This window comes from Pigmentiphaga soli, from assembly GCF_039541095.1.
GTDB classification, from domain to species: Bacteria; Pseudomonadota; Gammaproteobacteria; order Burkholderiales; family Burkholderiaceae_B; genus Pigmentiphaga; species Pigmentiphaga soli.
The window spans coordinates 238,994-261,376 of the sequence record NZ_BAABFO010000005.1 but is presented as its reverse complement, the minus strand read 5'-3'; the positions used below and the strand labels follow the sequence as shown (position 1 = coordinate 261,376).

The following is a 22,383-nucleotide window of genomic DNA, read 5'->3' as shown; positions in this document are numbered from 1 at the left end:
CCGGCGCCGGCCGCCGCCCGGCCCGACCGCGACGCGCAGCGCAATCGCCGGCGCGCCGGCGGCGGCAACCGTGGCCGCGCCGAAGGGCGCGACGATGCCGCGTCCGCGCGCGAGGAATCGGAAACCCGCCGCGAGCCGCGCGCCCGCCGTGAAGGCCGCGAAGGCCGTGAAGGCCGCCGCGACGAGCGCGGCAGCCGCCAGGAATTGCGTGAATCGCGCGCGCCGGAAGAATTGCGCACCATCCCGCAGGAAGACGAGGCCGATGCCGCCGATGCGCGCGGCAACCGCAACCGCCGCGGCCGCCGCGGCAACCGGCGCGACGACGCCCCGGCCGATGACGGCACGCTGGCCGCCGCGGCAGCCGGCACCGTAGCGGCGGCCGCCATCGCTTCCGAGATGGAGGAAGGTACGGCCGAAACCGCCCGGCCGCTGGCCGCCGCCGTGGAAGCGCCGCGCGAGATGGGCCAGAGCGCCGTGGCAGCCGAGGCCCCCGGCGTGGAAGTCGCGCCGGGCGAAGAAGGGGCCGACGGCGAACCGGAACGCAAGCGCCGCCGCCGCCGCGGCCGCCGCGGCCGCCGCGGCACCGAGGCCGGAGCCGCCCTGCAGGAAGACGGCAGCCCGCTGGAGGACGATGCCGACGACGGCGACGAGTCTCGCGCCGCCGCTCCGGCGTCGGCCGATGCCGGCGAGCCGGCCGGCCCGGCAGCCGACACGCTTCCCAGCCCGGCACCGGCATTTGCGCCGGCTGCCGCCACCCCTGCCGCGTCCGCCACCCCTGTCGCCCCCGTCGCCCCGCCAGCCGGAACGGCCGCCTCGGCAGAGACTGAAGCACAAGGCGGCCAGCCCGCCGCGCCGCTGGCCGTCGTCTCCGAGCCCATCGTGGCCCCGGTGGCGGCGCAGCCGGTCGCCGCGCCACTGCCGACCGTAGCCGAGCCGATCCGCACGCCGGCGGCGGCGCCCGCGTCCGCCGAAGCAGCCGCGGCCGAGCTCCAGCCGGTGGCCGCAATGCCCGCCGCGCCGACCCAAGCATCGCCGACCCAAGCATCGCCGACCCAAGCATCGCCGACCCAAGCATCGCCGGCCCAAGGATCGCCGGAGCAAGCGCCTTCGGTGCAAGCGTCTCCGGTGCAACTGCCGCCGGCTCAAACGCCGGCACACGCGGCAGTGGCCCCCGGCGCCGCTGCCGGGCCCGCCGATACGGTACCTGCCGCGGCCGAACCGCCCGTGTCCCCGGTTTCCGAACCGGACGCCACGGCGCCCGCTGCCGAACCGGCTCCGGTCGGCGCCGCCCGGCCCGCAGCCGCGCCGGCCGGCGAAGCCGCCGCCACGCCTGCGAGCCCGGCACCCGCCGCCGCGCCGGCGATCTCCGGCTTCCCGGTGCCCGCAACAGCCGCCCCGGCGGCCGCCGGGGCCCCGGGCGCAAGCTCCGCGCCGTCCGGCCTCGACAAGGACGACCTGATCCAGGTCGTCGAACGGGCCGGCATGCAATGGGTGGAAACCGACAGCGCCAAGCACGCGTTGGTGCAGTCGCTGATCAAGGCAGCCGCCTCGCAGGCGGCGCGCCCGGGACGCGAGCCGCGGCCCCGCGCCGCCGTCGCCAACGAGCCGCTGGTCCAGGTGGAAACCCGGCCCGAACTGCGCCAATAAGGCCTTCGCGGCCCGTCGCGCAAAACCGCACGCGTTACGGCGTGCGGTTTTTTTTCGCGCACGCGCCGGCTTCCGCTTCGGGCGGCGCGGCTAGAATGACGCGTCCCGCGACGCCCCCCTCCCCCCTTACGACGATTCGCCGCTCAATGCGCACGCACATCGGAAAGTCCTGGCTCGGCCACATCTCGCTGATCGGCAAAGTCCTGATCGTCATGATCCCGCTGATGGCGCTGTTCATGCTGTCGACCGTCGGCACGCTCATCCTGCTCGACCAGGAAGGCCAGGACCGGATCGAGACCCAGGCCATCAACCGTGCGCTCCAGCAGACCAATCGCGCCATCCGGGCGCTGTACCAGCGGCAGTACGAACTGGGCCGGTTCGCCGCTTCCGGGCGGTCCGACACCAGCGCATACGACGCCGCCGACCATGCCTTCAACCAGGCGCTGGAGGAACTGGAGCAGATCGAGGAGGACGATCCGATCCAGCGCGAACGCGTACTCGAGGCCGGAGAATTCAACGAACGCTGGAAGCGGACGGTGGCCACGCCCATTCTGGCCGACCTCGAGCGGCCGAGCGGCACCGCGCCTCAACTCGCCCCCGACGAACGCCAGCGGCTGGCGCAAGACGCCTCGCCGGCCCTGCGGACCAGCGATATCGTCGACGTGATGAACGCGATCGCCGACACCGGCCGGGCCACCCTGGCGCGCCGGCAGCAGGAACGGCAGGAAGTCGAAGACGTCCGCCGGCAGATGGCGGTGGGCTCGCTGGCGCTGGCGCTGTTGCTCGGCGTCGCCTCGCTTTATCTTTCGCAGGTGCTGATCACCCGCCCGCTGCGTCACCTGGCGGGGCTGATGGCGCGGCTGGCCGGCGGCGACCACGCCATCGACGTGCCCGAGCAGGAGCGCCGCGACGAGGTCGGGACCATCGCGCGGGCATTGGCCCGCTTCAAGGACATGGCGATCGAAACGTCGGAGCAGGACTGGCTCAAGACCAGCGCGGCCGCGGTCACTGCCTGCCTGTACGAGGCCTCGACCCACGCCGAATTCGCGGCCGCTCTGTTGTCGGACCTCGCGCCGCGGCTCGGCGCCGGCATCGGCCTGTTCCATCTGTACGACGGCGAACGGGCCGAATTGCGGGTGATCGGCGCCTACGGCGCGCCGGCCTCCGCCGCGCCGCAGCGCGCCCGCATCGGCGAAGGCCTGGTCGGGCAATGCGCCGCCGAGCGCAAGACGATCGCGCTGCGGCGGCTGCCGGCCGACTACGTGCGGATCGAATCGGGCCTGGGCGGCGCGGTCCCGCGCGAGTTGCTGCTGGTGCCGGTGGTGACCGAAAACAAGCTGCTGGCGGTGCTCGAGTTCGGCATGCTGGAACGGCTCGATGCGCGCCGGCGCCGCCTGCTGGAAACGCTGGCCGAGCCGGTCGCGCTGCGGCTGGAAAACCTCGACAGCGCGCTGCACACGCGCCGCCTGCTCGAACAGACGCAGGTCCAGGCCAGCGAGCTGCGCGCCTCGGAAGAAGAGTTGCGCGCGCAGCAGGAAGAACTGCAATCCTCCAACGATGAATTGCGGCTGAAATCCGAAACGCTGAACCGGCAGAAGGCGATGCTGGAAGCCTTGCAGCGCGACACCGAAGACAAGGCCCGGGCGCTGGAGCAGGCCAACCAGTACAAATCGGAATTCCTGGCCAATATGTCGCACGAATTGCGCACGCCGCTCAACAGCCTGCTGATCCTGTCGCGCGACCTGGCCGACAACGCCGCGGGCAACCTGAGCCCCGATCAGGTGGAGTCGGCCCGCATCATCCACGACGGCGGCGCCAATCTGCTGCGGCTGATCAACGACATCCTCGACCTGTCGAAGATCGAGGCCGGCAAGCTGGAGCTGACGCTGGAATCGCTCGACCTGCGCAAGTTCGCCGCGCAGCTGGAGCGCAATTTCCGGCACGTGGCGGCCGACCGCGGGCTCGAGTTCGCCGTCACGGTCGACGACGACGCGCCCGCCGCCATCCGCGCCGACGGCATCAAGCTGCAGCAGATCGCGGCCAACCTGCTCAGCAATGCCTTCAAGTTCACCCGCGACGGCTCGGTGCGCGTGCGCATCGGGCGCCCGGGTGCCGCCTATCCCGCCTTCCCGCCGGAACGCAGCGTCGCGATCGAGGTTGCGGACACCGGCATCGGCATCCCCGCCGACAAGACCGACAAGGTCTTCGCCGCTTTCGAACAGGTCGACGCCGGCACCAGCCGTCAATACGGCGGCACCGGCCTCGGCCTGACGATCTCGCGCCAGCTCGCGCGCCTGCACGACGGCGACATCGCGCTGCACAGCGAGCCGGGCCGCGGCAGCCTGTTCGCGATCCTGCTGCCGCAGGACGGCCCGGCTGCAGGCGCGTCGTCGGGCCAGCCGGCGCCGGCCGCCATGCCGCCCGACGATCGCCGCGACATCGCGGCCGGCGACATCGCCATCCTCGCCATCGAAGACGATCCGGCCTTCGCCCACACCCTGCTCGACCTCATCCACCGCAAGGGCTACAAAGGCCTGGCCGCAGCCGACGGCGAAACCGGGCTGCGGCTGGCCCGCGAGTACCGGCCGACCGGCATCCTGCTCGACGTGATGCTGCCGCAGATGGATGGCTGGGCCGTCCTGCAGCGGCTCAAGGCCGATCCCGCGACACGCCACATCCCGGTCCATTTCGTATCGGTCCTGGACGAAAGCGCGCGCGGCCTGGAGTCGGGCGCGGTGGGCTTTCTGACCAAGCCGGCGGCGGAAGGCGCGCTGGCCGCCGCCATCGAGCGGTTGCTGCACTTCTCGCCGGGCGGCAAACGCCGGCTGCTGGTGGTCGACGACGAAGCCGCGACGCGGGCCTCGGTGCTGGCCCTGATCGCCGCCGATGACATCGAGATCGACGAGGCCGCCAGCGCCGAAGAAGCGCTGGAACGGATGCGCGAGACCGGCTACGACTGCATCGTGCTCGACCTCGGCCTGCCCGGCATGTCGGGTTTCGACTTCCTGGAACACCTGTCGCGGCGGCAGCCGCAGGTACCGGTGGTGGTCTACTCGGGCCGCGAGCTCACGCCCGACGAAGACCTGCGCATCCGCCAGTACACCGACAGCATCGTCATCAAGGGCAGCCACGCTTCCGAACGGCTGCTCGACGAGGTCAGCCTGTTCCTGCACAGTATCCGCCGGCGCGGCCCGGCCGCGGCCGAGACGCCCGAGGCGGCCGACGCGCCCGGCGCCGACGGCGACCTGGCCGGCCGCAAAGTGCTGATCGTCGACGACGACATGCGCAACGTCTTCGCGCTGTCGAAAATCCTGCGCGGCAAAGGCATGCAGGTGACCCTGGCGCAGGATGGGCAGAAGGCGCTGCGGCAGCTGGAGCAGGCCGGCGACGTCGAACTGGTGCTGATGGACGTCATGATGCCGGTGATGGACGGCTACGAAACCATTCGCCGCATCCGCCAGGACCCCCGTTTCGCCCAGTTGCCGGTCATCGCCCTGACCGCCAAGGCGATGCAGGGCGATCGCGAGAAAAGCCTGGAAGCCGGCGCCAGCGACTATCTCTCCAAACCCATCGACGTGGCCAAGCTGCTGTCGATGATGCGGGTGTGGCTGAACGGCCGGACGGCGCACGAGGCCTTGCCGTGAACATGCCGCCGTCGCCCCCCGCCCGCCCCCGCATACTGGTGGTCGACGACACGCCGGCCAACCTGTTCGCGATGCGCCGCCTGCTGGCCCACGTCGATGCCGATGTCGTCACGGCCGAGTCAGGCAACGAGGCGCTGGCCCTGTGCCTGGACCAGCAGTTCGCGCTGATCCTGCTCGACGTCAACATGCCGGACATGGACGGCTACGAGGTGGCGACGCTGCTGGGCGAATCGCCCGAGCACGCCGACACCCCCATCATCTTCGTCACCGCGGCCTACGACGACGTCAGCCGCCTGAAGGGCTACCGCGCCGGCGCGGTGGACTACATCGCCAAGCCCGTCAACGACGCCATCCTGCTGTCCAAGGTAGGGGTATTCCTAGAGCTGTACCTGGGCCGGCAGCGGCTGGCGGCCGCGCTGGCCTCGCTGGAACAACGCAACCGCCAGCTCAATGCCGAGATCGCCGAACGCCGCCGCATCGAAGACCGCATGCGCCACCAGGCCACGCACGACATGCTGACCGGCCTGCCGAACCGGATGCTGTTCATCGAAACGCTGGACCGCTGCGTCGAGCGCGCCGTGGGCGGCGGCGCGCCGTTCGCGCTGGTGTACATCGACATCGACGGCTTCAAGGCCGTCAACGACGGCTGCGGCCACCATGCGGGCGATCTGCTGCTGCAGGCGATCGCCGGCCGCCTGCGCGTCGCGCTGCGCGGCCGCGACATGATCGCGCGGCTGGGCGGCGACGAATTCGCGGCGCTGATGGAAGACGTCGGCGACGCCGAAGCCGGGCTGGCCTATTGCCGGCGGATCGGCGCGGCGCTGCGCGATCCGTATCGCCTGGACGTCAACGGCGCCACGGTCGAGGCCGATATCGGCGCCAGCATCGGCCTGGCCTTGTGCCCCTTGCACGGCCGCAGCCGCGATGCGCTGATACAGGCGGCCGACAATGCCATGTACGAGGCCAAGCGCGACGGCAAGAACCACAGCCGCCTGGCGGCCCTGCCCGCCGCCTAGGCGATCCGCGCCGCTTGCAGGAAGCGGGTGGCCGACTCGACGTCCATCGGCGGCGAGCACAGAAAACCCTGCCAGGCATCGCAGCCCATGGCCCGCAGCGCCTGCAGCTGCTGCGGCGTCTCGACGCCTTCGGCGATGGTCTGGATGCCGACCTTGCGGCCGAAATCGATCACGGCGCGCAGCATTTCGCGGTCGTAGTTGTCGTCCAGCATGCCGGCCACGAACTGGCGTTCGATCTTGACCGCGTGGAACGGCGCCGACTTCAGCCGCAGAAAGCTCGAATAGCCGGTGCCGAAATCGTCGAGGCTGAAGCCGATGCCCATCTCGGCCAGCTGGCGCGTGATCTTGAAGGCCTCTTCCGGATGGACGACCTCGGACGACTCGGTCAGCTCGATCTCGATCTGGTCGGGGCGGACCTGGTATTCGGCCAGGATGTGCCAGACCAGGTCGACCAGGTCGCCCTGCAGCTGGACCGCGCTCATGTTGACCGCGATGCGCGGGCAGACCACGCCCTGCCGCCAGTCGGCCAGTTGCCGGCAGGCCCGCCGCAGCACCCAGGAGCCGAGCGCCGCGCTCAGCCCGGCGCTTTCGACAGAGGGAATGAAGGTGGCCGGCAGCACCAGCGCGTCGCCGCGGCGCCAGCGGATCAATGCCTCCAGCCCGCGCAGCCGGCCGTCGCGCATTTCGAGCTGGGGCTGGTAGAACAACTCGAACTCGCCGCGCTCCAGGCCCTGGATGACCTCGGTGGCCAGCGTGTCTTCGCGCGACAGCAGCGCGCTGTCGAGGTCTTCGGGGCCGTCGCTCCAGCACACCCAGCGCGCGCGGGTGCGGCTGGCGTAGCGGGCGGCCTTGCGGGCGCGCGACAGCACCGCGCCGGCGTCTTCGATATCGCTGGGCAGCATCACGATGCCGAACGACACGAAACCCTCGCAGTCGCTGCGGCCGATGATTTGCAACAGTTCGCAACGCTGGAACAGGCGCTGGGCGGCGCCGATCGCGTTCGCCTTTTCGCCGATGTTGCGCAGCAGGACCACCAGGCTGCCGTCGTCCATCAGCCCCATCATGTCGTCGAGGCGGATGAACGGCCGGATCCGGCGGACCAGTTCGTCGCGGTTGGGGGTGCCGCTGTGGCCGGGGATATTCATCACCAGTACCGCCGCCCGGCGCCGCGTCGAAATCAGTTCGGACAGTTCCCGCAATAGCACGCGCCGCTCGGTGATGGCCCCGAGTTGCTGCGCGAAACTCGACATGCCCGGAGAGCTAAGCATCGAACGAGGCATAAAGGTACGATTTCATCGGGAACTGCTTATCAAGGCGCGGTATGGGCACGATATAGTTACCTTGCAGATGATCGCACAGCAGCGTCGATCCTAGAAGTATGGCGAATGGGCCGGAAAATCGCGTCTGCCTTTGCGGCAAAACGTGAACAATGCCAAACGTTACAATGTTAGCAAGTGTTTCTGGTACGCTAATTTGCGTGCCGCTCGTGCACCCTATAGGAAACCCTGGTGGACTCGACGATTCTCGAATACCTTGCCGACAGACAGTGCTCACCTCAGTGGAAGGGATTCCTGGCGGCACTGGCCGATGAATTCGCGGCCCAATTGCCCGAAAACGATCTGCGCGCCCTGATGCGGCGGATCGGCACGCGTTTCGCCGATCGCGAACCGCTGCCCGAATGCAAGACGCTGGACGACGTCCAGCTGGCCATGAGCCGGATCTGGATGAACATGGACTGGGGCTGGGTGGCGGTCGACGAACCCGGCGGTTATTTGCGCATCCGGCACAATTGCGCGCCCCTTCGCTCCGCTTTCGGGCAAAATGCGGGAAAATGGGTCGTCGCCTTTCTCGAAGGCGTGTATCAGCGCTGGTTCCAGTCGCTCGGATCGGGCAACGACCTCGGCCTCGCGCAGGTTTCTGAGCTCGACGAGGTCGGCTGCGTAGAATTCCGGCTGAGCCGCTGACCCGGTTGCGGTCCGATCCAGAAGAAGATCGAGCATGGACGATTCCGACGACATCGCGAATTTATTCAAACAGTTTGGCGGCCAGGTCGACCAATACCAGGAAATCGGCCGCGCCAACGAAGCCAAACTGTCGCGCGAGCGCTGGCCGCTGCTGTCGTCGGTCGAGGCCACCCGCGCCGCCCCGATTCCGCCGGTGCGTCCCGGCGCCGGCCAGCCGGCCGCCTCCGGGGCTCCGGCCGCGCAACCGTTCCTGAACGCACTCAGGCCACCCGGGCCAGGCCGGGTCGAGCCGCAACTGGCGCCGGCGGCCGCCCCGCAAGCGCCCTTCATCCCGCAGCAAACGCCGTTCCCTCAGCAGCCGCCCCAGGCCAGGCAAGCCGCGCCTGCCGCGGCCTCGCCACCGGCGCCGGCGGCGCTGGCATCCACTCCCGCGCCGGCGGCCGCCACGCCTGCGGCGGCCAAGCCGGCACCGAAGGCGGAATTCATTCCGCCCCGGCCACGCGGCGGCGTACAGCCCGCCGGCCGCGAGCCCGGGCCCGGCTCGCCCCTGAGCTTCAATTTCATGGCTTCTTCCACTCCTGCCGCCGAATCGCCCGCAGCACCCGCACCGCCCGTTCCGTCCGCGCCCGCCGCGGCGTCCACCGCGTCCGCGCCGCAGGATCTGCAAAGCATTTTCGCGCGGCTGGCGCAGCCGCCGCGCCCGGAACCGGCCCCGTCGTCCGACCCGAACGCCACGCTCCTGCAGCGTCTGCGCCGACTGTGAAAATAGTTGCTGTTGTCTCGGCCAAAGGCGGAGTCGGCAAGACCACGGTCACCGCGAACCTGAGCACCGCGCTCGGCTACGGCGGCCATACGGTATTGACGGTCGACCTCGACCCCCAGAACGCGCTGCGCTTCCATTTCGGGCTCGATCCGCAGAACATCAGCGGCACGGCGCGCGCCTCGCTGGGCGGCACCGACTGGCGCGAGACCTGCTTCCGCAGCGCCTCGGGCGTGTACGTGCTGCCCTACGGCTCGGTCAACGAAGACGATCGCCACGCCTTCGAAGACCAGTTGGAGGCACAGCCGGGCTGGCTGGGCTCGCACCTGGCCACGCTCGGGCTGGGCGACGACGCCATCGTGATGCTCGACACGCCGCCCGGGCCGTCCATCTACATGAAGCAGGCGCTGTCGGCCGCCCACCTGGTGCTGATCGTCTCGCTGCCCGACGCCGCCTCGTACGCCACGCTGCCGCTGATGGAAGGCCTGATCCAGACCTACTGCACGCCGCGCGCCGATTTCATCGACCACGCCTACGTCATCAACCAGGTCGACAGTTCGCGCCAGCTGGCCAAGGACGTGACCCACGTCATGCGCGCCAACTTCGGCGACCGGGTGGTCGGCCTGATCCATCTCGACCCGGCCGTGAGCGAGGCGCTGGCCTTCGACAAGAGCGTGCTCGACTACGCCGCCCACAGCCAGGCGACGCTGGATTTCGTCGACTGCGCGCGCTGGGTGAGCACGCGGCTGCAACAGGCCGGCAACGAGGTCCGCTGATGCAGCCCGACGATACCAATACCAACATCCAGGCCTCACGCCTGGGCACCCGCATCGGGGCGATCGGCGAACGGCTGCTGGCCGAGCCGTTCTGGCAGCACCCGGCCGTGAAATGGGTCTCGCTGGCCGTGGCCGCCATGCTGTTCGCGCTGGTGGTCACGGTGCCGTTCGACCTGTACCAGCAGCTCATCTTCGCCACCGTCTGCTTCATCCTGGCGCTGATCCTCAGCCGCACGCCCGGCCGGCTGGCGGTGCTGGCGATGATCGTGCTGTCGGTAACGGCATCGTGCCGCTACATGTACTGGCGCCTCACCTCCACGCTCGGCTTCGAGACCTGGATCGACACCTTCTTCGGCACCGGGCTGGTGATCGCCGAACTCTACGCGCTCGTCATCCTGCTGCTGGGCTATTTCCAGACCGCCTGGCCGCTGCAGCGCAAGCCGGTGCCGATGCCGGCCGACCCGTCCACCTGGCCGACCATCGACATCTTCATCCCGACCTACAACGAACCGCTCGACGTGGTCAAGCAGACGGTGTTCACCGCCCTCGGGCTGGACTGGCCGCTCGACAAATTCAAGGTCTACGTGCTGGACGACGGCCGCCGCGCCGAATTCCGCGAGTTCTGCCAGGAGGTCGGCGTCGGCTACATCACGCGCGACAACAACCGCCACGCCAAGGCCGGCAACATCAACGCCGCGCTGAAGAATACCGACGGCGAATACGTCGCCATCTTCGACTGCGACCACATCCCCACCCGCTCCTTCCTGCAGATCTGCATGGGCTGGTTCCTGCGCGATCCCAAGCTGGCGATGCTGCAGACGCCGCACTTCTTCTTCTCGCCCGACCCGTTCGAGAAGAACCTCGACACCTTCCGCACGGTGCCCAACGAAGGCGAGCTGTTCTACGGCCTGGTGCAGGACGGCAACGACCTCTGGAACGCCACCTTCTTCTGCGGCTCGTGCGCGGTGATCCGCCGCGGCCCGCTGGACGAGGTCGGCGGCATCGCGGTCGAAACCGTCACCGAAGACGCGCACACCGCGCTCAAGCTCAACCGCCGCGGCTACAACACCGCCTACCTGGCCATCCCGCAGGCCGCCGGCCTGGCCACCGAAAGCCTGTCGGGCCACATCGGCCAGCGCATCCGCTGGGCGCGCGGCATGGCGCAGATCTGCCGGGTCGACAATCCGCTGCTGGGGCCTGGGCTGAAGTTCGGCCAGCGGCTGTGCTACCTGAACGCGATGCTGCACTTCTTCTACGGCGCGCCGCGGCTGATCTTCCTGACCGCGCCGCTGGCCTACCTGCTGTTCGGCGCGCACGTGTTCCAGTCCACCGCGCTGCTGATCGCGGCCTTCGCGATGCCGCACATCCTGCACGCCAGCATCACCAATTCGCGCATGCAGGGCCGCTACCGGCATTCGTTCTGGAACGAGGTGTACGAATCGGTGCTGGCCTGGTACATCCTGCGGCCGGTGCTGGTGGCGTTCATCAATCCCCGGCTGGGCAAGTTCAACGTCACCAGCAAGGGCGGCCTGATCGGCCAGAGCTATTTCGACTGGACCATCGCCCGCCCCTATATCGTGCTGATGCTGCTCAACCTGGGCGGGCTCGCGCTGGGGATCGGGCGGCTGGCCTTCGGCAACGCCGAGGCGATCACGGTGCTGATCAACCTGTTCTGGACCGTCTACAACATCGTCATCACCAGCGCCAGCATCGCGGTGGCCAGCGAAACCAAGCAGATCCGCCACGCCCCCCGCGTGACGGCGGCGCTGCGCGCCACGCTGCGGTTCGCCGACGGCAAGACGCTGGCGGTCGAAACGCAGGATTTCTCGCAGACCGGCGTCGGCATCAAGGTGCCGGCCGAACTCGAGCTGCCGATAGGCGAAGCCGTGCAGGTATCGATCTTCCGCAATGAAGAAGAAGGCGTGTTCCCCGCCACGGTGGCGTTCCGCCACGGCGAGCGCCTGGGCCTGCGCTTCGAGGCGCTGAACACCCAGCAGCAGATCGAACTCGCGCAGCTCACCTTCGCGCGCGCCGACAACTGGGCCAAGGTGTGGGGCCATTCGACCCCGGACACGCCGCTGGCGGCGCTGCGCGGCGTCATCGTCATCGGCGTGCATGGCTTTCGGCTGCTGTTCAGCCACTTGTACCACATGACTTTCACGCCTCGCAGCAAAGCGCGCCGGGTGGCGCCTTCGGCGAAGCTCGATACGGGGGATTGATGAGTCCGAGGCCTTCTTCGCGCACCGCCGCGGCCGTGCGCCGCCGCGCCCTGCCCACGCTGACCGCCGGCATGCTGGCCCTGGCCAGCGTGCTGGGCGGCCCCGCCGCCGCGCAGAACCGGTCGCGCGCGCCCGCGGCGGCAGCGCCGGCCGAACCCGTCGCCGCGCAGTCCGTCGGCGATACCGGCACCGCGACGCTGCCGGGCGGCTCGCGCACCTACCAGCTCACGCTCAAGCAGCTGGGCGCGCTCTACCCGCTGCAGCTGCGCGGCATCGAAGGCACGGCCGGCGTGCCGTTCAGCATCCGCAGCGACGAAATCGTCACCGGCGCCAGGCTCAAGCTCTTCTACGCCTACTCGCCGTCGCTGATCAGCGAGTTGTCGCACATCAACGTGATGGTCAACGAGGAAGTGGCGGCCACGATTCCGGTGCCCAAGGAACAGGCCGGCACCAGCCAGACGCGCGAGATCGACATCCCGCCGCGCCTGATCACGGAGTTCAACCGCCTGAACCTGCGGCTGATCGGCCACTACACGCTGGAATGCGAAGACCCCGCGCACAGCAGCCTGTGGGCCAACGTAAGCAACAACAGCGTGCTGGAGCTGACCGTCACGCCGATCGCGCTGGCCAACGACCTGGCGCTGCTGCCCGCGCCGTTCTTCGACCGCCGCGACGTGCGCCGGCTGACGCTGCCCTTCGTGTTCGGCAACTCGCCCGACGGCGCCACGCTGGAGGCCGCCGGCACGCTGGCCTCGTGGTTCGGCGCGCTGGCCGATTACCGCGGCGCCGAATTCCCCACCAGCCTGAACCAGGTGCCGGCCACCGGCAACGCCGTGGTGCTGGGCCTGGCCAACGACCGCATCGCCGGCGTGCCGTGGCCTGCCGTGCAAGGCCCCACGGTTTCGATCGTGCCCAACCCGAACGACCCGCGCGGCAAGCTGCTGCTGGTGCTGGGCCGCGACGCCGCGGAACTGAAGACCGCCGCCAACGCGCTGGCCGTGGGGGCCACGGCGCTGTCGGGCCAGACCGCCACCATCACCCAGTTCGCCGCGCTCAAGCCGCGCCGGCCCTACGATGCGCCGAACTGGCTGCCCAGCGACCGGCCGGTCAAGTTCGGCGAACTGGCCGAGGCCAGCACGCTCAACGTGTCGGGCTATTCGCCCGACCTGATCCGCGTCAACCTGCGCCTGCCGCCCGACCTGTTCAGCTGGCGCAGCAAGGGCATCCCGGTCGACCTGAAATACCGCTACACGCCGCGCCCGAACCCCGACAAGTCCACGCTGAACATCAACGTGAACCAGCAGTTCCTGCGCGCGGTGCCGCTGTTCGCGGTGGAGCATGGGGCCGGCAGCCAGGTGGACCGCCTGCTGTCGAAGATCCTGCCCGACGGCACCGTGCCGGCGGAAACGGAATTCCGCATCCCGCTGTTCATGCTGCCGTCGCAGACCCAGCTGCAGTTCCACTACTACTACGACATGATCAAGCAGGGCGCCTGCAAGGACGTCGTGCTCGACAATGTCAAAGGCGCGGTCGAACCCGATTCGACCATCGACATTTCCAGCTTCCCGCACTACCTGGCGATGCCCGACCTGGCGGCCTTCGGCACGGCGGGCTTCCCGTTCACGCGCATGGCCGACCTGTCGGAAACTGCGGTCGTGCTGCCCGATTCGCCCGGCTCGGCCGACTATTCGGCCTACCTGACGCTGATGGGCACCATGGGCTATTCCACCGGCTACCCGGCCACCGGCGTCACCGTCGCCCAGGCCCGGCAGGCGCAAGGGCTGGCCAACAAGGACCTGCTGGTCATCGCCTCCGGCAACAACCAGCCGCTGCTGTCGCAGTGGGCGCAGTACATCCCGATCTCGCTCGACGGCACGGCCAAGCATTTCCGGCTGTCCGACCTGGTCTACCGGCTGTTCCCCTGGTGGGATTCCGACCAGCGCGACAACGCCGAGCCGCGGCGCGCCGAAGTGGCGTTCAACAGCGACAGCACCGACGCGGTGATCGCCGGTTTCGAGTCGCCGCTGTCGAACGGCCGCAGCGTGGTGCTAATCTCCAGCAACCGGCCCGCCGGCCTGTTCGACGCCGTCAACGCCCTGCTCGATACCGACCTGCTCAAGCGCATCCAGGGCAGCGTGGCCATCGTGCGCGGCAAGCAGGTCGACAGCCTGTTGTCGGAGCAGACCTACTATGTCGGGCACCTGAACCCGATCCTGTACCTGCAATGGTTCCTGTCCAGCAGGCCGCTGCTGCTGATGCTGTTCAGCGTGGTCAGCGCGGTGCTGCTGGCGGTGATCCTGTACCTGACGCTGCGGGCGCGCGCCAGGAAGCGATTGAACCAATAGATGAAACCCACCCCTACGCGCTGGCGCGCCCCTCAAGGGGCGATGCGAGCGGACCGGCGGAGCCGGGTCCGCCGCATCCTGGAGAGAACGGTGCGAATTCATGCGCCGGGGTGGCGCGCAGCGCCATGGGCAGCCTTCATGAGCCGAGCAGGACTCCACCCACGCCTTCCCGCCCTTGCCGTTCGTCGCCGGCTGCTCAAGCTGTGCGGCGCGCTGCCGCTGGCGCTCGGCCTGGGCGCGGCGAACGCCGCCGGCGCCGCCGCCTGCCCCGCCGAGGACTGGCCGCTGTACCAGACCTTCCTGCAACGCTTCGTCCAGGCCGACGGCCGGGTGGTCGACTTCAGCGTGGCGCAGCTGCAAACCACGTCCGAAGGCCAGTCCTACGGCATGCTGTTCGCGCTGGTGGCCAACGACCCCGCCACCTTCGGGCGGCTGTGGCAATGGAGCGTGGCCAATCTGGCCGGCGGCGACGTCGCCAGCCGGCTGCCGGCGTGGCAATGGGGCCGCCGGCCCGACGGCAGCTGGGGCGTGCTGGACCCGAACGCCGCCTCCGACGCCGACCTGTGGATGGCCTATGCGCTGCTCGAGGCCGCGCGGCTGTGGCGGCGCCCGGAGTACGCGCAGAACGCGCGCACGCTGATGGCCCGCATCGCGCTCGACGAAGTGGCCGACCTGCCGGGGCTGGGCAAGATGCTGCTGCCCGGCCCGACCGGCTTCGCGCATCCCGACATGCTGTGGCGGCTCAACCCCAGCTACGCGCCGATCCCGCTGCTCAGGCGCCTGGCCCAGGAAGACCCGCAAGGCCCATGGCAGGCCATCGCCGCCAATACCGCGCGCATGATCGCGCAGGTTTCGCCGCAGGGGTACGCGGCCGACTGGGTGGCGTACAAATCGCCCGACGGCGCGACCGGCGCGTTCGTGGCCGACCCCGAAAAAGGCGACCTCGGCAGCTACGACGCCATCCGGGTCTATATGTGGGCCGGCATGATGCCGCCTTCCGACCCGCTGGCCGGGCCGCTGCTCAAAACGTTGTCCGGCATGGTCGGCGCCACCGCGCCCACCGGCCTGCCGCCCGAGAAGGTGCAGGTCCTCAGCGGCGCCGTCAGCGGCGTCGGCCCGGTCGGCTTTTCGGCCGCCCTGCTGCCCTACTTCCAGCGCAGCGGGCAGACCCGGCTGTACGAACAGCAGCGTCAGCGAGTACAAACCCAGTTGATCGCCCCCGCAGGGCCGGCCCAGCCTCCCTATTACGACTACGTCCTGGGCCTGTTCGGTTCCGGATGGGCCGAACAACGCTATCGCTTCCTGCCCTCGGGCAGGCTCCAATCACGGTGGGAGAAGGCATGTCCGCGCGCCACAACACGCTAGTCCTCGGACTACTGGCCGCCCTGATCCAGAATACCGCTCTGGCCCAGAGCGACCCCGTCAAGGTCCTGATCGAGCAGGGCCAGTACTGGCAATCGCGCGGCGACGGCACGCGCGCCGCCGAGGCCTGGCAGAAGCTTCTCAGCCTCAAGCCCAACCAGCCCGAGGCCCTGTACGGCCTGGGCCTGATCGAAATCGACGAAGGCCGGCCCGACAACGCCCGCTCCTATCTTGCCCAGCTCAAGCGCAGCAGCCCCAACAGCCCCTACGTGGCGCGCCTGGAGCAAAGCATCAACCTGGGCAGCAACGCCGGCCTGCTGGCCCAGGCGCGGCAGCTGGCGCGCAGCGGCCGCACGGCCGAGGCGGTCGAGACCTACCAGTCGGCGCTGGGCGGCAAGGCGCCCACCGGGCCGGTCGCGCTCGAGTACTACCAGACCCTGGGCGGCACGCCGCAAGGCTGGGAAGAAGCGCGCGCCGGGCTCGAAAAGCTGGCCAAGGAATCGCCCAACGATCCGCAGATCGCGCTGGCGCTGGCCCAGCACCTGACCTACCGCGAATCGACCCGGCGCGAGGGCATCGAGCAGCTGGCGCGGCTGGCCTCGCGCGCCGACGTCGGCAAGGCGGCCACCGACAGCTGGCGCAAGGCGCTGGCCTGGATCGGCACCCGGCCGTCGGACGCCCCGCTGTACCAGGCCTACCTGAAGCTGCATCCCGACGATACCGGCATCCGCACGCGGCTCGACGAGATCGGCCGCCAGGCGCAGGAAAGCCGGCGCGCGATCGAAGCCTCCAGCGACCCGCTGCGCCAGCGCACCGCCGCCGGCTTCAAGGCGCTCGACAACGGCGACCTCGACGCGGCCGCCGCCGACTTCCAGGCGGTGCTGGCCGCCCGCCCGAACGACGGCGACGCGCTCGGCGGCCTGGGCGTGCTGCGCCTGCGGCAGGAAAACTTCGCCGAGGCCAAAGACCTGCTGGAACGCGCGTCGCGCCAGGGCGCGGCCTCGCGCTGGCGCACCGCGCTCAACAGCGCCACCTACTGGACGCTGGTACGGCAGGCCGAAGGCTACCGCTCCGGCGGCAATCTCGACGCCGCCCGCCAGGCGCTGGAACAGGCCGTCAAGATCGATCCCGACGAACCCACCGCGCAGAACGCGCTGGGCGACGTGCTGGTCGCCACCGGCCAGCTCGACGCCGCCGAGGCCACCTACCGGCGCGTGCTCGACAAGCAGGCCGACAACCCCGACGCGATCCGCGGGCTGGTCGGCGTCATGTCGCAGAACAACAAGCCCGACCAGGCGCTGGCGCTGATCGACCGCCTCACCCCGCAGCAGCAGGAACAGATCGGCGAGCTTGGCCGGCTGCGCGCCGCGCAGGCGGTGGGCATGGCCAAGGCGGCGGCGCAGCGCGGCGACGACGCCGGAGCCCGCGTGCACCTGGAAGAGGCGCTGCTGAACGATCCCACCAGCCCCTGGATCCGGCTCGACCTGGCCCGCCTGTACATGAAGGTCGGCGCCTACAACGACGCGCGCGGCGTGATGGACGGCCTGCTGGTGTCGAACCCCAACATGCCCGAGGCGCTGTACGCCAGCGCGCTGCTGGCTGCCGAGATGAAGGACTGGCGCGGCGCGCTCGATACGCTGAACCGGATCCCGCCGCAGAACCGCACGCGCGACATGGCCACGCTGCAGCGCCGCGCCTGGGTGCATGCGCAGTCCGACCTGGCCTCCAGCCTGGCCAAGGACGGTCGCACGCAGGAAGCGATCGCCATGCTGACCCAGGCCCAGGGCTATGCCGGGCAGGACCCGGAACTGCTGGGCGCGGTGGCGATGGCCTACACCGACGCCGGCGACACCAACCGGGCGCTGGCGATGATCCGCCAGCTGATGACGCGCAGCACCCAGCCCGACGTCGGCATCCGGCTGCAGTACGCCGCCATCCTGCTCAAGACCCGGCAGGACGTGGAGCTGGCCGGCGTGCTGCGGCAGATGCAATCGATGGCGATGAGCCCGTCCGAACGGCAGAGCTTCAACGACCTGCGCCAGGCCTATATCGTGCGCCAGGCCGATGCGCTGCGCGAGTCGGGCGACCTGGTGGCGGCCTACGACGTGCTGGCGCCGCTGCTGGCGGAGCGGCCGAACGAACCGGCCGTGGTGGGCGCGCTGGCGCGGATGTACGGCGCGGCGGGCGATTATTCGCAGGCGCTGTCGCTGTACAACCGCCTGCTGCAGCAGGACCCGAACAACGTCGAGACGCTGCTGGCCGCCGCCTCGGTGGCGACGTCGGGCAAGCAGTACGACTACGCCGAATCGGCCATCAATACCGCGCTGGCGCGCGCGCCGCGCGATTCGCAGGTGCTGGCGGCGGCCGGCCGCCTGTACCGGGCGCAGGGCAAGACCGCCAAGGCCGAGCAATACCTCGGCGCCGCCGTCGCGCTCGAGAACGCGCAGCGCGGCGTGCCGCCGCCGGGCGCGGCCATGGCGCCGCAGGCGCCCGGCGCGCGGGCGCCGTCGGCCAATCCATTCGTCGGCCGACCGGGCCAACGTTCCTTCTCCACCTTGCAACCGCAACAGCAGCCCATGGTTTATGGCACGCCCCCGGCCCAGGCCTACCCGGTGGCCGCACCGGCCACGATGAGCGCCGCGCAGCTGCGCAGCTATTACCTGCCGGTGGCGGCGCAGGCCGAGCCGGTGCAGGTCGCCCAGGCCTACATTCCGCCGCCCGCCGGCGCCGCGATGTTCCCGCCGCCGGCGCCCGATTACGCCCAGGCGGCGGCCACGCAGCAAGGCTATACGCCGTACGCCGCGCCGCAGGCGGCGCCGGGCGGGTATGCAGCCGGCCAGGGCGGATATCCGCCGCCAGCCGGCTATCCCACCGCGCCGGGCGCGTCCGCGCAGGCAGGCTATCCGCCCGCGCAAGGCTACGGCGTTCAGCAAGGCTACCCGCCCGGCGCTCCCCAGCCGCAAGGCACGGCGCCCGGCTATCCGGCGCAGGGCTACGATCCGCAGCAGCAGCCCTATGGCGGCTACCCGCCGCCGTCGGCCTACTACCAGGATCCCTACGCCGCGCAACAGGCCGCGCAACAGCCCGCGCCGCAGCAGCCCCAGGCGTCGGCGCAGCGTCCCGGCGCGCAGGCGGCCTCGGGCACTGGCGCTGCGGCCGGCCGTAGCGCCTCGACGGCAGCAGGCCGCGGCCAGCCGGCGGCCCGCTCCACCGCCAGTTCGCAGGCAAGCCGCAGCGGCAGCGCCGCGCGCAACGCCCAGAATGCCTCGACGCGGAACGGTCCGGCGCAACAGGCCAACGCCGCGCCCACGGCCGGAGTAGGCGCCTACGCGCCACCCAACGCATCGGTTCCGGGCAACAGCTACATCCCCGCGCCGGTGCAGCCCGTGCCGCCGCAGACCTACGCGCAGCAGCCGTATCCCTATCCGCAGCCCTATGGCGCGCCGGCCTACCCGCAGGCAGGCTACCCACAGGCAGGCTACCCGCAGACGGCCTATCCGCAGGCAGCCTATCCGCAGACGGCCTATTCCCCGCCCGCCTATCCGCCGGCGCAATATCCGCCGGCAGCCTATGCGCAGCCGGCCTACCCGCAGCCCTCGTACTCCCAGCCTTCATATCCCCAGCAGGCCTACGCGCAGCCCGCGCCGGCCTACGGCGCGCAGCAGACGGCCGCCGCCGTGCCGCCGCCATGGGAAACGCAGGCCACCGGCCCGCGTACCGTGCGCGACGAATTGATCGAAGTGCAGCAACAGCGGGCGCCGGTGCTGAGCGTCGGCGGCACGGCGCGCAACCGCCAGGGCGAAGCGGGCCTCAGCGAGCTGACCGACCTGCAGGCGCCGGTGGAATATCGTTTCCCGGCCGGGGACGGCAAGATCGCGTTGCGGGTCACCCCGGTGTCGCTGGACGCCGGCACGCCCGACAGCAACTACAACACCAGCAGCCGCTTCGGCGGCGGCCCGGTGGCGGCGCTGGCGCAGGCCGCCGGCTCGACCGGCGGCGCCGGCTCGCAGGACCAGACCGGCGTGGGCCTGGGCGTGGCCTATGAGACCAGCAACCTGCAGGCCGACCTGGGCACGTCGCCGCTCGGCTTCCGCTATACCGACGTCAACGGCGGCGTCAAATTCCGCGGCGACCTGAGCGATACCTTCTCGTACACGGCCGACTTGTCGCGCCGCCCGGTCACCGACAGCCTGCTGTCGTTCGCCGGCGCGCGCGACGCCCGCACCGGGCAGGAATGGGGCGGCGTGTCGGCCACCGGCGGCCGCCTGGAAGTCGGCTGGGACAACGGCCAGTACGGCATCTACGGCTACGGCTCGTTCCACGCGCTGACCGGCACCAACGTCGAGTCGAACACCCGCATCGAAGGCGGCGGCGGCCTGTACTGGCGGCTGCTGCGCACGCTCGACTCGGAAATGACGGCGGGGGTCAACTTCACCGGCATTTCGTACGACAAGAACCTGCGCTACTTCACCTATGGCCACGGCGGCTACTTCAGCCCGCAGCAGTTCTTCGCGGTCAGCGTGCCGCTGTCGTGGACGCAGCGCAGCGGCAGGCTCAGCTACCAGGTGAAGGGGTCGCTGGGGGTGCAGAGTTTCCGCGAGGATTCGGCGCCGTACTTCCCCACCAGCAGCAGCATGCAGAGCGCCGCGCAGCAGGCGGCCACCGATGCCGCCAATTTCGGGCTGACCACCAACGCCCGGGCGGTGTACCCGGGCCAGGACAAGACGGGCCTCGGCTACAACCTGGCCGCCGCGCTGGAATACCAGGCCGCGCCGCAGCTGTTCATCGGCGGCCAGCTGGCGATGGACAACGCCAGCGACTACCGCCAGCTGGTGGGCGGCGTCTACCTGCGCTACGCGCTGCAGCCCTACACCGGCCAGATGGCGATGCCGGTCAATCCGTTCCGGTCGACCTACCCCTACTGACCGGAACGATCGGGCGCATCAGGCCGCCGGCCCGGCGGTCAGTTGCCCCCGCCTTCTTCCGCCGGGGGCGGCACGGCGCCGGTCCGGCCGAGCATGACGACCCGACCGAAGCGCTGGGAACTGCTGGTCAGCGTTCCCAGCGTGAAAAACCGCAGGCCCGTGGCCGTGGTGCCGCCCGCATCGTATTCGGCGACCGCGATGCCGTCCTCGCTGCCGGCGCAGGACGCGCCGGTGAAGATCAGCCTGACCTGGTAAAGGTTCTGGGTGGTGATGCCCGGATAGGGACCGATCTTGCTGACCGGTCCGCCGTTGGTCGCGGAATCGACGATGGTGCAGGCATCGCGAGTACCGCTCAGCACCCCGTCGGCCGCCACGTTGACGGTCATGGTGGGCGTGCTCAGCGGCGCGCTTTCGTACACGCTGCCGGCCACCGCGGCGGTGGTCGCGGGGCTGGCCTGGTAGATGCTGTCGCGCGTCATCGAAAACGACGTGACGGCGTTGCTCGCCCCCGGATCGGCGAAGTTGCCCGTGAACTCGCCCGCCGAGGTGATGGTGCCGCTCAGCGACGTCGACGCCGACGTGCCCGCCGCGCTGTAGAAGGTGGCGGCATCGTCGGTCACCCGGCCATTGCTGCCGTCGACCTTGGTGAGCTGCCCGCTGAGCACGTCGTAGCCGCTGCCGTTGCGGCGATAGAAGAAATAGGAGCCGTTGGGCGCGACGACGCCGTTGAGGCCGGAAGAGGTCCAGTAGCCTTCCGCCTGTTGCGGCGTATCCGGATCAGGCACCTCGTCGTCTTCGCCCACCACGCCGTTCAGGATGAAGGTGTTCAACTGCTTCGAATCCGAATCGGTGGTGAAGATCCAGATGCCCGTCTTGGTATCGCCGGTGTAGTCCAGCACGGCCCAGCCGACCTGGGTGGAGCCGGGCCGCGCGCACGAGGTGCCCGTCAGCGTCAGGACGGTGGTGTAGACGTCGTGCCCGGAAGCCTGCGGCTTGATCGTGCCCGACAGCGCGCAGCCGCCGTTGTTGCCGCTCGCCCGGCCGGCGCTGTCGACCGTCAGGTTCCAGGCGCCGCCGAACGCGCCGCCGCCGCTGTAGCTGCCCGCGATGCGGTCCAGGGTGGCCGGCTTTTCGTACAGGTCGGACCGGAATTCCAGCGTGAACGGCACCAGCGAGCCGGTCGAGGCCGCCGTGCCGACCGGGTCGCTGTAGTTGCCGCTGATGCGGGCGGTGGCGCTGCCGCCCGACGAGGCGCCAGTCACCGTTCCGGAAATGGTGATGCCGTTGGCGACGAACTTGCCGTCCACGGTGGAGTAATACGTGGCGCTGCGGGCGCTCAGCGTGGCCAGATTGACGCTCAGGTCGCCGTACAGGCCGTCGTAGCCGCGGCTGCTGCTGGCGCGGCGGGCGAAATAGAAGCTGCCGCCGGTCCCGTCGACGCCGCCGTCGATGACGGCGATGAAATCGCGCTGTTGGCCCAGCGGCCCGGCCTTGCCGGCGTAGATGCCGGCCGGGTATTGCTGCACCGTCGGCACGCCGCCGCCCCCGTCATCGCCGGAATCCCCGCCCCCGCACCCCGCCAGGGCGACCGCACACACAAGGTAAAGCAGCCTGTGTCCCAATTTCACGTTCGAAATCCTCTAGAGGGAGATTCGCGCCGGCCAGCCCGCGCCGGCCTCGTTGCAGCGTTGAAACCGGATTGTAGCCGTCCGGGTCCAATGAAGG

General features: G+C 70.1%; 11 protein-coding genes and 1 pseudogene. 10 read left to right on the top strand and 2 right to left on the bottom strand.

What is annotated here, in order from left to right:
* The 3 genes and pseudogenes from ABD927_RS07525 to ABD927_RS07515 form a co-directional block, all read left to right on the top strand.
* Positions 1–1,647: pseudogene (locus ABD927_RS07525) on the top strand (hypothetical protein); the annotation flags it as partial.
* A 146-nt stretch (positions 1,648–1,793) separates the two neighbouring features.
* Positions 1,794–5,291 carry a response regulator gene (locus ABD927_RS07520; RefSeq protein ID WP_345247901.1) on the top strand — a complete coding sequence of 1,166 codons (3,498 nt, stop codon included), beginning with the start codon at positions 1,794–1,796 and terminating at the stop codon, positions 5,289–5,291.
* 2 nt (positions 5,292–5,293) lie between these two features.
* Entirely contained in the window at positions 5,294–6,307 is a 1,014-nt protein-coding gene (locus ABD927_RS07515) for a diguanylate cyclase domain-containing protein (protein ID WP_345247917.1), read from the top strand.
* Here ABD927_RS07515 and ABD927_RS07510 read toward each other — a convergent pair.
* A complete protein-coding gene (locus tag ABD927_RS07510) occupies positions 6,304–7,575 on the bottom strand; it encodes a putative bifunctional diguanylate cyclase/phosphodiesterase (RefSeq protein ID WP_345247899.1) in 1,272 nt (423 codons plus the stop codon). The two genes, ABD927_RS07515 and ABD927_RS07510, sit on opposite strands and share 4 nt — an antisense overlap.
* Before the next feature lie 240 nt (positions 7,576–7,815).
* Between ABD927_RS07510 and bcsD the strand changes: the two genes are divergently transcribed.
* From bcsD to ABD927_RS07475, 7 genes are all read left to right on the top strand, one after another.
* Complete coding sequence (gene bcsD, locus ABD927_RS07505) at positions 7,816–8,271, top strand: cellulose biosynthesis protein BcsD (protein WP_345247897.1); 456 nt, start codon at positions 7,816–7,818, stop codon at positions 8,269–8,271.
* Positions 8,272–8,305: 34 nt separating this feature from the next.
* The gene (gene bcsP / locus ABD927_RS07500; protein WP_345247895.1) at positions 8,306–9,034 is read left to right on the top strand and encodes a cellulose biosynthesis protein BcsP; all 729 of its coding nucleotides are present in this window, start codon (positions 8,306–8,308) and stop codon (positions 9,032–9,034) included.
* Positions 9,031–9,807 carry a cellulose biosynthesis protein BcsQ gene (bcsQ, locus tag ABD927_RS07495; RefSeq protein ID WP_345247893.1) on the top strand — a complete coding sequence of 259 codons (777 nt, stop codon included), beginning with the start codon at positions 9,031–9,033 and terminating at the stop codon, positions 9,805–9,807. Before bcsP ends, bcsQ begins: the two co-directional genes overlap by 4 nt.
* Positions 9,807–12,026 (top strand): UDP-forming cellulose synthase catalytic subunit, encoded by a 2,220-nt coding sequence (bcsA, locus tag ABD927_RS07490; RefSeq protein ID WP_345247891.1) that lies wholly within the window; start codon positions 9,807–9,809, stop codon positions 12,024–12,026. Before bcsQ ends, bcsA begins: the two co-directional genes overlap by 1 nt.
* Positions 12,026–14,371 (top strand): cellulose biosynthesis cyclic di-GMP-binding regulatory protein BcsB, encoded by a 2,346-nt coding sequence (bcsB, locus tag ABD927_RS07485; protein WP_345247889.1) that lies wholly within the window; start codon positions 12,026–12,028, stop codon positions 14,369–14,371. Before bcsA ends, bcsB begins: the two co-directional genes overlap by 1 nt.
* 138 nt (positions 14,372–14,509) lie before the next feature.
* Positions 14,510–15,736: a cellulose synthase complex periplasmic endoglucanase BcsZ gene (gene bcsZ / locus ABD927_RS07480; RefSeq protein ID WP_345247887.1), complete on the top strand. Its 1,227-nt coding sequence runs from the start codon at positions 14,510–14,512 to the stop codon at positions 15,734–15,736.
* The gene (locus ABD927_RS07475; protein ID WP_345247885.1) at positions 15,712–20,658 is read left to right on the top strand and encodes a cellulose synthase subunit BcsC-related outer membrane protein; all 4,947 of its coding nucleotides are present in this window, start codon (positions 15,712–15,714) and stop codon (positions 20,656–20,658) included. The genes bcsZ and ABD927_RS07475 overlap by 25 nt, the downstream gene beginning before the upstream one ends.
* A 38-nt stretch (positions 20,659–20,696) precedes the next feature.
* Here the strand turns inward: ABD927_RS07475 and ABD927_RS07470 are convergent, their stop codons facing one another.
* The gene (locus ABD927_RS07470; protein ID WP_345247884.1) at positions 20,697–22,193 is read right to left on the bottom strand and encodes a hypothetical protein; all 1,497 of its coding nucleotides are present in this window, start codon (positions 22,191–22,193) and stop codon (positions 20,697–20,699) included.
* Positions 22,194–22,383: the final 190 nt, after the last annotated feature.